Genomic DNA, 13,435 nt, shown 5'->3' with positions numbered 1-13,435 from the left:
CAATGGACACAGCCTAAACACTACGGTGTGTCAGGTCTGCACAAATTGCATTTGCGTGCCCGCCAACTCGATGAGATCCCCGTTTTTCAAAGAGACGGGGTCCGCCTTGATGGGCGACCCGTTCAGTGTTGGGTTACCAGCACCTTCCACATGGTGCACTACAAAACCTTGTTGACGGCGGGTAATGGCAGCCACGGCAACACCCGGTTTACCGATGGTTGTAACCACTTTTGTCAACGGAACTTCACGTCCAGATGCAGCGCCCGACAGAACTTTGATCGATGCTGTAAAAGCGCCCATGCCAATGGAGTCCCCGCCGGATAGCGGCACAGACGCCGACCGCGGCGCTGCCATGGGCGCACCAGCTGGTGGCCTGGCTTTGACGACCATGGTCTTGTCAAAATTGTCGGCCTCGCTGTCGCCCACAAATTTGATTTTGTATTTGCCTATCTCAATACTGTCGCCGTTCTGCAATTGCTGCTTCTTGACGGCCTTGCCATTCAGGTAGGTTCCATTGGTACTGTTAAGGTCTTCCAGAATGACGTCGCCACCGCTCATCTGAAGCACGGCATGCTCACCACTGACAGCCAAGTTGTCGATCACGATGTCGTTGTACGGCCTGCGCCCCAAGGTGGTTTTGTCCTTGGTAAGTTGCACTTCCTTGATCACGACCTCATCGATCGAAACGATCATTTTCGGCATGATCGACTCCTTTTTCTGTAATTAGTTTCTGAAAAACGCTGCTGCATCTTACTTCCCCAGCCAACGGGCGATTAAACCGCGCTTTTCCGGCGCCTCATGCACTTCAACCAACAGCACCGAAATATTGTCCCGACCACCATTTTCGTTGGCCAGATCAATCAGCTGAGATGCCTTTTGTTCAAGCGTCATTTCGGAAGTGACAATATTATGAATCGCGTCGTCGTCGATCATGTCGGACAGACCATCCGAACACATCAGGTACAAATCACCGACTTGCACCTGGTGCTCGTTGACTTCCAGCAACACCGACTCATCCACACCCAGTGCACGGGTGACCAAATTCTTGATAGACGAAGTCGCAGCCTGTTCAGCTGTAATAAGTCCGGCGTCCATCTGCTCTTGCAAGAGGGAATGGTCTTTGGTGATTTGCTCCAGCAACCCAGCCCGCAAGCGGTAGCAACGGGAGTCACCAATGTGCCCCAACACCAACCGGTCATCCCTGAACACGCCAACCACCAACGTGGTGCCCATGCCCGCGTAGTTCGCATTAGAGTTTGCCGAGTTGAAGATGGAACGGTTGGCGTTGTCGACACAAATCTCCATGGCACGGCGCACTTCCTTCGCCTTGATGCCACTTCCCGCTTCAATCAACCAGCGGCTCAACTCCGATTTGATGAAGGCCGTAGCCATGCCACTGGCAATTTCCCCGGCGTTGTACCCGCCCATGCCGTCAGCCAAAACCGTGGTCAGGGACGCCTCGTCGTACACCACCGAGTCTTCGTTGTTGTCTCGGGCTCGCCCCGGATCTGTTTTTGCACAAAAGTGGTAATTCATGGGGTGCTTAATTCGCTTCGCCAGGCTTGTTAACCCGTTGGACGGCTGTTTTTTCATAGTCCGCTGCAGACGCGGGAACGGTTGCCATGAAATCTACCTTGTTACCACTTCCAGCAGGCACGGTCGCGGCAAACGCCACCGTTTTTTCGTTTGGCGACTGCGCTGCCGAGGTCTGCGCGACAGGGGCGACGGGCGTCGATCCCGACATCTGGCTTATGACACTACGCAAGTCCACGGCAAACTGGTCTCCTGTCTGGTAACGTGTTTCGGGTCTCTTACTCAAAGACAAGGCAACCACGTCTGCCAAATTTTGGGGCAACTCAGAACGAATGATTCGAATATCAGGCGCTTCCTCATTGGCAATTTTGTACATCAACTCTGACATTGAGTCGCCCCGAAATGGTAACACCCCCGCCAGCATCTGGAACAGCATCACGCCCAAAGAATACAGGTCCGAACGACCATCCACTTTTTTGCCCGCCAACTGCTCCGGCGACATGAAGCTTGGTGTTCCCAATACGAGCCCGGTTTTGGTTTTACTGGAATCGGTAATACGCGCAATACCAAAGTCGGTCACCTTGACGGTATCGCTTTGTATTTCATACATGATGTTGGCAGGCTTGATATCGCGGTGCACCACGTTTTGCTTGTGTGCATAGGCCAATGCCTCCGCAACACGCGCGACGATGCTCAACACAACGGGAACCGGCAACAAATGGTCTCCCTTGCAATGGTCCGCCAGGTCCTTGCCCTTGAGGAACTCCATCGCGATGTAAGCCAAGTCATGTTCCTCGCCCGCATCGAAAATGGTCACGATGTTTTGGTGCTGTAAGCGACCCGCCGTTTCCGCCTCGCGGAAAAAACGCTCTCGGGCATCCACCAGCTCGTCGCCAGCAAACTCTTGGCTCAATGCCATGGTCTTGATCGCAACCACACGTCCGATTTTGGGGTCTTTGCCCAGATAGACCACGCCCATGGCACCTTTGCCCAATTCTTTCTCAACCTGGTAGCGACCTAACATGGGCTTTTCAACAGCGCCGCCATCCAGCAACATGGTGCCACCGGGGTGCCCGCCCGCACCACCCAACATGACGGTTTCAGACAGGTTCTTGGCACGGTTGAGTTTGGCCTTGATATCTTTGTAGCCCTTGTCAAAGGCCGCCATATGCTCGTAAACGGCCTCCGCCTTGTTGAACTGGCGCTTGCGCTCAAAGTCCATGGCCAGGCTGTACAAATTGCCCATGACGGCTTCGTTCATGGGTACGCGGCGGAAGCGGTCAAACGCCATATCCAATTGACCCTGACCCTGCAATGCGAGGCCCATCATGCGGTTGGTCTCGGCCGACTCTTCGTCCGCCTGCACTTTGCCCGCTTCGGTGATCAGGAAGCGTTTGGTCGTCAACGCCAGGTGCCCCAAAATCAGCAAGGTAGCCGGGAACACCAATCCCAACCAAGTGGCCGAGGCTGACAACAAACCGAACTCCAGTGCAAGCAAGGAAACAAACAACACCGATGTCGCAGTGGCCGCCATACCGGCAGAAAGTCGCGGCAATACAGCAATCACATAAGCAGCAACGAGCAAAAACAAGCCTGCTACTGCCAAGGTACTCCACTCGGGCTGAACGATGAAGTGTTCCTGGAGAATGCTGGATGTGATGTGCGCAATGGACTCCGCAGGAGACAGCGCCGGATTTCCAGGCACGGCGAACTGTGTCCCAACTCCAGTCGCAGTGGCGCCAATGATCACAATCTTGCCAGCATACTTAGTTGCAGGAATCTTCCCGGACAACACGTCGTAAAACGAGTCAACCGCGAATGCTGACCTGCCATCTTTTCCTTTGTAAAACTGCGGCCTCATTTGAGCAATCTCATCCGTGCTTACCCGCAGTTTCCCAATTTGCACTGCCTGTCCTGGATTCAAACGGATATCTGCAACTGACAAATTCAGACTCTTGGCAGCGCCAAGCAGAGCCAACGAAGGCACAGCTTTTCCATAGAAATTGACCAGCAAGGCTTCTTGGCGTATCGCACCGTCCACCGGATCCGACGTTTGGTTCAAGTGCCCCACACCAGCGGCAACATTCCCGAGGGAATCAATGGGTTCCTGCGCACGAACGGCTGATATGGAAAAATTTGTAGGATCATCCAGCGAGCTTTTCAACGCGAAGTCAGGCAGTGCTGTGTCCGGCTTTCCCTGCTGCTCACCCAAAGCGAAAAAGGAAGGCAACAGCACATTGCCAGCATTCTTGATACTGGCGGTCAAAATAGCATCAGTATCCAGCGCTGTCTCGGCTTCGGCAATCAACGCGTTCAACTGCTCATTTGCAGCCGCAGCTTCGGGTGATGCACCCAATGCCGCTTTCATCTTGCGGATGAATACCAAACCAGGGTCAACCTGCGGTTCAGAGAAGAAAACGGTGTGGACAATGGTTTTGGCCTTGGCCGCCGCCAACTGGTCTATCAACTTGGCATGGATGTCACGGGACCAGGGCCAGCGCCCCAGATTGGCAATGCTTTGGTCATCGATGGCGATAACGGCGATGCGGTCCGACGGCTGGCGAGAGGTACTGGTGCTGGCAAAGTCGTAAAAACGGCGCTCCAGGGTTCCGATGAAATCGGTTGCCAGGTTGAGCACAATGACGGCGACCACCACCGCTACACCAGCAAACCAATCGGCCTTCCAGAATGCGCCCGATTTCGATGAAGAAGATTTCGCCACGTGCCAGCCCTAATCCTGTATGAAGCCGATGGTCCGCAGGGGCCACCGACGCTCCCGACCAACCGATCGAGCCAAGCAGACACGTTAGCAGACGTTTTCTGAACCGTAAAGGGTGTTACTCAGGGATTTTTGTGGTTTTTTGACAAACGGCGTGTTTCTGCGACGGGCGGTTTTGCAGGGGTCCTCAGTGTTGCGGGGACGCCCTGCGCTTGCTCAACATACCAAGCAAGTAGACCGCAATCGCTCCGGCCAGGCCTAGTCCGTAATTCCACATCTGGTTTTGCGGTATGTAGGCCACCACTGCGGGGTCACTATGGGCCATGGTCCCTGCGATCCAGCCCAACAACATGCCGCCGACCGTGATGATGATGGGAAAGCGGTCCATGATCTTCAACACCAGCTGGCTACCCCAAATGATGATGGGAATACTCACCAGAAGACCGAAGATGACCAGGCTCAACTGGTGATTACCACCTGCTCCGGTAGCAGCACCCGCAATAGCAATCACGTTGTCTATGCTCATGACCAGGTCCGCGACGATCACGGTTTTGACGGCAGCCCACAACTTGTCGCTACCCTGGATATTGGAGTGGGCGTCTTCGTCACCCGGCGCGAGCAGTTTTACACCGATCCACAGCAACAGGACTGCACCAACCAGTTTCAGGAATGGAATCGCCAACAGGGTCAGAGCGAATGCAATCAAGACCACACGGAGAACAATGGCCCCTGCAGTACCCCACAGAATGCCCTTGGTCCGAAGGTTCGGCGGCAGTTGGCGACAGGCCAGGGCAATCACGACGGCGTTGTCCCCGCCCAGCAGAATGTCGATCATGATGATCTGCCCAACTGCCAGCCAGAATGGTGCGCTTAGAAATTCTTCCACAGTGTGCTTCCTGTTGCTTGAATGAAAAAGGCCGGATCACCCTCAGGGTAATCCGACCTTGTGCATCTTAACGCGTGAGACTGTCAAGCGCCTGTCGGCGCCAGCCGCATCTTCAACTACAGCAGTGCCTTGAGCAGCTTCGCCATTTCAGAGGGGTTGCGGGTCACGGTGAAACCGCACTCTTCCATCACGGCTAGCTTGGCATCAGCTGTATCGGCACCACCAGAGATCAGGGCGCCAGCATGGCCCATACGCTTACCGGGAGGCGCCGTTACGCCAGCGATGAAGCCCACGATGGGTTTCTTCATATTCAGTTTGCACCAGCGGGCGGCTTCGGCTTCGTCGGGTCCGCCGATTTCGCCAATCATGATGACGGCGTCGGTATCGGGATCGTCGTTAAACGCCTTCATCACGTCGATGTGCTTCAAGCCGTTGATGGGGTCGCCACCAATACCAACCGCACTGGACTGACCCAGACCGATTTCAGTCAGTTGTGCAACCGCTTCGTACGTCAGCGTACCGGAGCGGCTAACTACACCAATACGGCCCTTGCGGTGGATGTGACCGGGCATGATGCCGATCTTGATTTCATCCGGCGTGATCAAACCAGGGCAGTTAGGACCCAGCAGCAGGGTCTTCTTGCCGCCAGCGGCTTCCTTGGCCTTCATACGGTTGCGCACTTCCAGCATGTCCTTGACGGGAATGCCTTCGGTAATACAAATCGCCAAGTCCAGATCGGCTTCAACCGCTTCCCAGATCGCAGCCGCAGCACCGGCTGGTGGCACGTAGATCACGGACACGGTAGCGCCGGTGTTGGACGCTGCCTCTTTGACGGAGGCGTAAATGGGGATGTTGAAGATGGACTCGCCAGCCTTCTTGGGATTCACGCCGGCCACGAAACAGTTTTTGCCGTTCGCGTATTCCTGGCACTTTTCGGTGTGGAATTGACCGGTCTTGCCGGTAATACCTTGGGTAATGACCTTGGTGTCTTTGTTGATGAAGATCGACATGATGATTAACCCTTTACCGCTTTAACCGCTGCCTGTGCAGCCTCTGCCATGGTGTCCACCGAGATGATGGGCAGGCCGCTGTCTTTCAGCATCTGCTTGCCCAATTCTTCATTCGTACCCTTCATGCGCACCACCAATGGCACGGACAAATTGACTGCCTTGCAAGCGGTGATCACGCCCGTGGCAATGGTGTCGCACTTCATGATGCCGCCAAAGATGTTGACCAGAATGGCCTTGACCTTGGTGTTCTTCAGCATGATCTTGAAGGCTTCGGTCACCTTCTCGGGGGTGGCACCGCCGCCCACGTCCAGGAAGTTGGCAGGTTCTGCGCCAAACAGCTTGATGGTATCCATGGTGGCCATGGCCAGGCCGGCACCGTTCACCAGGCAGCCGATATTGCCGTCCAGGCTGATGTAGGCCAGGTCGAACTTGGACGCTTCCACTTCAGCTGGATCTTCTTCATCCAGATCGCGGTAGGCCACGATTTCGGGGTGGCGGAACAGCGCGTTGGCATCAAAGTTGAACTTGGCGTCCAGCGCCATCACGTTGCCCTTGCTGTCGCGGTTCAACGGGTTGATTTCCACCAGGGACGCGTCGGTGTCCATGTAGCACTTGTAGAGCTTCTGGAAGATGTCCACGGCCTGGGCTGTGGAATCCGATGGCATACCGATGGCATCGGAAATTTTCTTGGCCTGCTCGGCGGAGAGACCAGTCAGCGGGTCGATGAACTCGGTGATGATCTTCTCGGGCGTGGCGTGCGCCACTTCCTCAATATCCATACCGCCTTCGCTGGACGCGATGAACGCCAGCTTTTGGGTGGCGCGGTCGGTCACGATGGACACGTAATACTCTTTGTTGATGTCGGCGCCGTCTTCGATGTAGAGGCGGCGGACCTTTTGGCCTTCTGGGCCAGTTTGGTGCGTCTTGAGCTGCATGCCCAGAATGTCTCCGGCCAGGCGTTTGACGTCATCAATGGTCTTGGCGACCTTGACGCCACCACCCTTGCCGCGCCCACCGGCGTGGATTTGTGCCTTGACGACCCAGACCGGGCCCCCAAGCTTTTGAGCGGCTTCCACCGCCTCTTGTACTGTGAAGGCGGGGATGCCGCGGGGCACCGGCACACCGAATTGGCGCAAAATTTCTTTGCCTTGGTATTCGTGGATTTTCATGACGTCTCTTTGGGAGCTGGACAATTTTCACCAACTTGAAGCATTTTTATGCTCCAAATTGGCACTGGACACATCAACTCTGAAATGTATCATGTTGCAACGCACCAAACTTATGCTTGCCTGACGGCACCCGTTTGGCCCTGATCCGGCTCCCTCTGTGGAACCTGTTGGACCCGCAAATCCTATGAAAAAAATTTTTATTGATGGCGAAGCCGGCACCACCGGCCTGTTGATCCGGGAACGGCTGCAAACCACCCCCGGCGTGGAGATCATGCGGATCGACCCCGCACTGCGCAAAGACGCTATTGCCAAGCAGGCCCTGATGGCACAGGCGGACCTGGTGGTGCTGTGCCTGCATGACGATGCCGCGGTGGAATCGGTTGCCATGGTGGATGCGATTGCGCGCAGAACCGGGCGGCCCGGGCCCCGTATCGTGGACGCGTCCACTGCGCACCGCACGGCAACAGGCTGGGTCTACGGGTTCCCAGAATTGACATCCACCCAGCGCGAAGCCGTGGTTCAGGCCCGCCGGGTGGCCAACCCTGGCTGTTACGCCACGGGTGCGATTGCGTTGATTCGTCCGCTGGTGGATGCAGGTTTGATCCCCGCCGACTTTCCCGTCTGCCTGCCTTCTATCAGCGGTTATTCCGGTGGAGGCAGGACCATGATCGAAGCCTATGAAGCCGGTAACGCGCCGCCCATGGAGTTGTACGGTCTGGGGCTGAAGCACAAACACATTCCCGAAATCATGCGTTACACGGGTTTAACCCGCAGGCCCTTGTTTGTCCCGTCGGTGGGCAATTTCAAGCAGGGCATGCTGGTGCAGTTGCCACTGCACCTGGATACCTTGCCCGGCAATCCTTCCGCGCAGGATTTGCACACGGCGCTGCAAAAGCACTATGAAGGCAGCGAGTGGGTGTCAGTGGAAGAAACTTCCGACACCCAAAAACTGGATGCCGTGGCCTTGAACGACACCAACAAGATGGAGCTGCGGGTGTTTGCCAACGATGCCAAGGCTGATGGTTTTGCGCACGCGGTGCTGGTTGCGCGGTTGGATAACCTGGGCAAGGGTGCTTCGGGTGCTGCCGTGCAGAACATCAAGTTGATGTTGGGGCTTTAAGAGCTGCTGTCTTTTCAGCTCGCTGCGGCCCGTCAGGGCGACGCGTTTTGCTCCGTGTCCCCCGCGCCCTTTGGGCGCTCCTCCTTAACCTGCGCAAAACGCGCCGCCCTGACGGGCCTCCGGTTTTGGGGCGCTCCGAAGTCTCAGACTGACTCGGAAATGGCAACCGCTCTCTAGCTGGTGGCGCGGGCTATGGGTTTTGCGCAGGTTAAGGAGGAGCCCGCGCAGCGGGCGGGGGACACGGAGCAAAACCCATAGCCCGCGCCATCAGCGGGCGAACGAAGTAATCTAATCGTCGTCACCACCGCCCGACACCACCTTGCGAATAGCATCCCCGCCAAACCCACGGCTGGCCAAAAAGCGCATCTGTTTGCCGCGCTCTGCAGCATCTGCCGCGGGCTCACCAAATTTCTTGCGCCAAACCTCGCGCGCCCGATCCACCTCGGTAGCACGCAACTGCTCTACCGCATCCAACACGGCCTCGGGCGCCAGGCCCTTGCCTTGCAGCTCCTGCCGAATACGCGCCGTACCCAGTTTGGCGGAACGGCGGTTCAGCACCGATTCCACCACGCGCTGCTCGTTGATAAAACCCTTGGCCTGCAACTCGTCCAGTGCCTTGGCCAGGGCCCCCGGCTCTTCCTCAAACTGCGCCAGCCTGCGCTCCAGTTCGGCCCGGGAATGCTCCCGGCCGCTGAGCAGGCGCAGCGCCCGGCCTTTGAGGGATGGTGGTGGTAGTGCCATGACAGGACGCAAACGGAGCAGCAGCCACCCAAACAAATGCTATTGTTTTGGTAGCTACTTAGGTATGTTTTACGCGGGCTGTTCGGTCTTTTTGCTTGAAGCCTTGGCCTTGACTTCCGGCTCTGCGGCCACCACTGGCAGCAGGGGGATGCCCAGCGATTCGCGCACCTTGTTTTCGATCTCCACCGACAACGCAGCGTTTTCGCGCAGGAATTCACGGGCATTGTCACGGCCTTGGCCGATCTTTTCACCCTTGTAGGCGTACCAAGCACCGGACTTTTCCAGGATGTTGGCCGTCACCCCCATGTCGATGATTTCACCATGGCGGCTGATGCCTTCGCCAAACAGGATGTCGAACTCCGCCGTCTTGAACGGGGGGCTGACCTTGTTCTTGACCACCTTGACCTTGGTCTCGTTGCCAATGGCCTCGTCACCCTTCTTGATGGTGCCGGTGCGGCGGATGTCCAGGCGCACAGAGGCGTAAAACTTCAGTGCATTGCCGCCGGTGGTGGTCTCGGGGCTGCCAAACATTACACCAATCTTCATGCGGATCTGGTTGATGAAGATGACCATGCAGTTGGTCTTCTTGATGTGGGCGGTCAGCTTGCGCAGCGCCTGGCTCATCAAGCGGGCTTGCAGGCCGGGCAGGGAATCGCCCATTTCGCCTTCCAGCTCGGCCTTGGGGGTCAGGGCCGCCACCGAGTCAACCACGATCAGGTCCACCGCGCCGGAGCGCACCAGGCTGTCCACAATTTCCAGGGCCTGTTCGCCCGTGTCGGGCTGGCTGATCAGCAGGTCTTGCAGGTTGACGCCCAGCTTTTGTGCGTACTGGATGTCCAGCGCGTGTTCGGCATCCACAAAGGCGCATTGGCCGCCTTGTTTTTGCATTTCGGCGATCACTTGCAGGGTCAGCGTGGTTTTGCCGGAGGACTCTGGTCCGTAGATTTCGACCACACGGCCGCGGGGCAGGCCGCCCACGCCCAGTGCAATGTCCAGCCCCAACGAACCGGTGGAGACGACCTGGATGTCTTCGATCACCTCGCCTTCACCCAGGCGCATGATGGTGCCCTTGCCGAACTGCTTTTCAATCTGGGCCAGGGCCACCTGCAGGGCCTTGGCTTTTTCAGCGTTGGCGCCATTCGTGTTGTTGGGGTTCTTGACTGGTGCGTCCATGGGAAATCTCCTTGAGAAAAACAATGTTGGGGCGCATTTCAATCTGTGGTTTTAATTACAGCCTGGATGCTTGAACAGTAGTTTAACGGTGTGCATTGAAATCCGCAAACTTGTTTTTTAGTCAGTTTGCATTACCATTTAAGCCATGACGGAATGGCCAGTTTCTGACCCCGGTGCCTGGCGCCAGGCCCATATGGGCCATTGGTTGCGCCTGGCTTTGGAGCGCTTTGATGCCCGCGTGCTGGCGCTGATGGCCCACCACCCCGGGGTGCCGCTGGGCCTGGCCAACCTGGTCACGCGCGGGCAGGTGGGCGCCGCCCACATCCACATCACCCGCCATCTCGCCACCGAAGGCTCGCGCTTGACCGACCTGGCCAAGAGCGCAGGCATGAGCAAGCAGGCCATGGGCACCCTGGTGAACCAGTGCGAGGCCTGGGGCATGGTCACCCGCACGCCGGACCCACTGGATGCGCGGGCCCAGCAGCTGCGCTTTACCGAAGTGGGCCTGGCCTGGCTGCAGGCCTACCGCGAAGCGGTGGAACAGGCCGAGCTCGAATTGCGCCAGGCTGTGGGTGAAGAGGTGGCCACCGTGCTGGCCATCGGGCTGGAGGCCTACAGCGGTCAGTAGCCATGTCCGCCCCCACGCTCCACCGCTTCGCGGGTCGCTGCCCCCCGAGGGGGCGAACCCGCCTTGGGGCGGCCCGGCGGCGGGTTGCGCTTGGGCGCAGGCCTAGAATGCAAAAAAACAATGAGGAGCAGACATGCGGATACTGATTGCCGAAGACGACCAGGTGCTGGCCGACGGCCTGCTGCGGGCCCTGCGTGGTGCCGGTGCGGCGGTGGACCACGTAGCCAGCGGCACCGAGGCCGACGCCGCGTTGATGACCAACACCGAATTCGACCTGCTGATTTTGGACCTGGGCCTGCCCAAGATGCATGGCCTGGAGGTGCTCAAGAAGCTGCGCGGGCGTGGCTCCTCCCTGCCGGTGCTGATACTCACCGCCGCTGACGCCGTGGACGAACGTGTCAAGGGCCTGGACTATGGTGCCGACGACTACATGGCCAAACCCTTCAGCCTGCAGGAGCTGGAAGCCCGCGTGCGTGCCCTGGTGCGCCGCGGCGCAGGTGCCACCAGCAGCACCATCAAACACGGCCCGCTGACCTACGACCAGGCCGGACGCGTGGCCACCATCGACGGCAAGATGGTGGAACTGTCGGCCCGCGAGCTGGGGCTGCTGGAAGTGCTGTTGCAACGCGCCGGGCGGCTGGTCAGCAAAGACCAGTTGGTGGAGCGCCTGTGTGAATGGGGCGAAGAGGTCAGCAACAACGCGATTGAGGTCTACATCCACCGCCTGCGCAAGAAGATCGAAAAAGGCCCGATCCGTATTGCGACCGTGCGTGGCCTGGGTTACTGCCTTGAGAAAATCGCCCCCTGACATGACCCCCATGCTCCGCCGCAGCGCGGGTCGCTGCCCCCCGAGGGAGCCAATTCCCCTTGGGGCGGCCCTGCGGGAAATTTCATTTGCTATGGTTTTAGGAGCTATTCAGGCTTATTTCACGGGGGCTAGAGGCCAATTTCGTCATATGCCTTTGCGTAGAAGGCCTGCTGCGTGAAAATCTTCCAGCGCGAGCAACGCAGCCTGTTCGGAGAAATTCTGGACTGGATGCTGACGCCGCTGCTGCTGCTGTGGCCGGTCAGCCTGGTGCTGACCTGGCTGGTGGCCCAGGGCATTGCCGGCAAGCCCTTCGACCGGGCGCTGGAGTACAACGTGGGTGCGCTGGCACAGCTGGTCACGCTCAACAACCAGAACACGGCGCAGTTTGTACTGCCCCTGCCCGCGCGCGAACTGCTGCGCGCCGACGACAACGACACCGTGTATTACCAGGTGCTGGGCACCGCGGGTGAATACCTGAGCGGCGAAAAAGCCCTGCCCCTGCCGCCGGAGGACGAAAAACCCATCCCCGGCGAAGTGCGCATGCGCGACGCCGAGTTTCGCGGTACCGACATCAAGATCGCCTACACCTGGGTCAAGCTGGATGTGCCGGGCGGCAAACCGGCCCTGGTGCAGGTGGCCGAGACCATGGACAAACGTTCGGTGCTGGCCACCGAAATTGTCAAGGGTGTGATGCTGCCGCAGTTTGTGATTTTGCCGCTGGCGGTGCTGCTGGTCTGGCTGGCGCTGGTGCAAGCCATCAAACCCCTCAACCACCTGGAAGAACGCATCCGCGCCCGCAGACCGGACGACCTGAGCCCGCTGGATGGCGAAGCGGTGCCGCTGGAGGTGGCGCCCCTGGTGTCGTCCGTCAACGACCTGCTGATGCGGTTGAAGGATTCGGTGGCCACACAAAAGCGTTTTCTGGCCGACGCCGCCCACCAATTGAAAACGCCGCTGGCCGGTCTGCGCATGCAGGCCGACCTGGCCCAGCGCGAAGATGCCAATGCCGAAGACCTGAAACAGTCGCTGCGCCAGATCGGCCGCTCCAGCATCCGGGCCACCCACACCGTCAACCAGCTGCTGGCCCTTGCCCGCGCCGAAAGCAGTGGCACCGCCATGAGCAAACAAAACTGCAACCTGGTGCGCCTGACCATGGATGTGATACGCGACTGTGTGCCCCGCGCCATGGACAAACACATCGACGTGGGCTACGAAGGTGCCGAGCCCGATGACGCCGACGTCACCCTGTCGGGCAACCCCACGCTGCTCAAGGAAATGGTGCGCAACCTGATGGACAACGCCATCAACTACACACCCTCCAACGCATCCCGGCCCGGCGTGATCACTGCCCGGGTGCTCAAAGACCCGTTCAGCAAGGTACTGGTGTTGCAGGTGGAAGACTCGGGGCCTGGCATACCGGCGGCGGAGCGGGAGTTGGTGTTCCAACCCTTTTACCGCGTGCTTGGAACCGAGGCGGACGGATCGGGCCTTGGGCTGCCCATCGTGCTGGAGATTGCCCGCCAGCACCACGCCAGTGTGACCGTGGAAGACAGCCGCCCGGGCCAGACACCACCCGGCACCTGCTTTACGGTGCGTTTCGAACCCGTGGTCTAGGGCCTGTACACACTATTTTTGCAAGTGCGAATGG

At 58.4% G+C, this 13,435-nt stretch carries 12 protein-coding genes; 4 read left to right on the top strand and 8 right to left on the bottom strand.

Annotated elements, in window-relative coordinates; translation table 11 throughout:
* Positions 1-30: 30 nt before the first annotated feature.
* The 6 genes from HZ993_RS15705 to sucC form a co-directional block, all read right to left on the bottom strand.
* Positions 31-702, bottom strand: coding sequence for an FHA domain-containing protein (locus HZ993_RS15705; protein ID WP_209393688.1), 672 nt, complete (start codon positions 700-702; stop codon positions 31-33).
* Between the two features lie 48 nt (positions 703-750).
* Entirely contained in the window at positions 751-1,536 is a 786-nt protein-coding gene (locus HZ993_RS15700; protein WP_209393687.1) for a Stp1/IreP family PP2C-type Ser/Thr phosphatase, read from the bottom strand.
* Between the two features lie 7 nt (positions 1,537-1,543).
* Complete coding sequence (locus HZ993_RS15695; RefSeq protein ID WP_209393686.1) at positions 1,544-4,255, bottom strand: CHASE2 domain-containing serine/threonine-protein kinase; 2,712 nt, start codon at positions 4,253-4,255, stop codon at positions 1,544-1,546.
* A gap of 184 nt (positions 4,256-4,439) precedes the next feature.
* On the bottom strand, positions 4,440-5,138 hold the full coding sequence (locus HZ993_RS15690; RefSeq protein WP_209393685.1) for a TerC family protein: 699 nt from the start codon (positions 5,136-5,138) through the stop codon (positions 4,440-4,442).
* 116 nt (positions 5,139-5,254) lie between these two features.
* Positions 5,255-6,148 carry a succinate--CoA ligase subunit alpha gene (gene sucD, locus HZ993_RS15685; protein WP_209393684.1) on the bottom strand — a complete coding sequence of 298 codons (894 nt, stop codon included), beginning with the start codon at positions 6,146-6,148 and terminating at the stop codon, positions 5,255-5,257.
* 5 nt (positions 6,149-6,153) lie between these two features.
* Positions 6,154-7,317 carry an ADP-forming succinate--CoA ligase subunit beta gene (gene sucC / locus HZ993_RS15680; protein WP_209393683.1) on the bottom strand — a complete coding sequence of 388 codons (1,164 nt, stop codon included), beginning with the start codon at positions 7,315-7,317 and terminating at the stop codon, positions 6,154-6,156.
* Positions 7,318-7,501: 184 nt separating this feature from the next.
* On the opposite strand from sucC, the gene argC reads away from it, so the two are divergent.
* On the top strand, positions 7,502-8,437 hold the full coding sequence (gene argC / locus HZ993_RS15675) for an N-acetyl-gamma-glutamyl-phosphate reductase (RefSeq protein ID WP_209393682.1): 936 nt from the start codon (positions 7,502-7,504) through the stop codon (positions 8,435-8,437).
* 288 nt (positions 8,438-8,725) lie between these two features.
* Here the strand turns inward: argC and recX are convergent, their stop codons facing one another.
* Together recX and recA are read right to left on the bottom strand one after the other, a co-directional pair.
* Entirely contained in the window at positions 8,726-9,178 is a 453-nt protein-coding gene (recX, locus tag HZ993_RS15670; RefSeq protein ID WP_209393681.1) for a recombination regulator RecX, read from the bottom strand.
* A 69-nt stretch (positions 9,179-9,247) separates the two neighbouring features.
* Positions 9,248-10,351: a recombinase RecA gene (gene recA, locus HZ993_RS15665; RefSeq protein WP_209393680.1), complete on the bottom strand. Its 1,104-nt coding sequence runs from the start codon at positions 10,349-10,351 to the stop codon at positions 9,248-9,250.
* 145 nt (positions 10,352-10,496) lie between these two features.
* Between recA and HZ993_RS15660 the strand changes: the two genes are divergently transcribed.
* The 3 genes from HZ993_RS15660 to HZ993_RS15650 all read left to right on the top strand — a co-directional run bounded on the left by HZ993_RS15660 (position 10,497) and on the right by HZ993_RS15650 (position 13,401).
* The gene (locus HZ993_RS15660; RefSeq protein ID WP_209393679.1) at positions 10,497-10,979 is read left to right on the top strand and encodes a MarR family winged helix-turn-helix transcriptional regulator; all 483 of its coding nucleotides are present in this window, start codon (positions 10,497-10,499) and stop codon (positions 10,977-10,979) included.
* Positions 10,980-11,112: 133 nt separating this feature from the next.
* Positions 11,113-11,787 (top strand): response regulator transcription factor, encoded by a 675-nt coding sequence (locus HZ993_RS15655; RefSeq protein ID WP_209393678.1) that lies wholly within the window; start codon positions 11,113-11,115, stop codon positions 11,785-11,787.
* A gap of 174 nt (positions 11,788-11,961) precedes the next feature.
* Complete coding sequence (locus HZ993_RS15650; protein ID WP_209393677.1) at positions 11,962-13,401, top strand: sensor histidine kinase; 1,440 nt, start codon at positions 11,962-11,964, stop codon at positions 13,399-13,401.
* Positions 13,402-13,435: the final 34 nt, after the last annotated feature.

The organism is Rhodoferax sp. AJA081-3 (genome assembly GCF_017798165.1).
In the GTDB taxonomy this organism is placed as follows: Bacteria; Pseudomonadota; Gammaproteobacteria; order Burkholderiales; family Burkholderiaceae_C; genus Allorhodoferax.
This window is presented reverse-complemented; position numbering and strand designations above follow the sequence as displayed.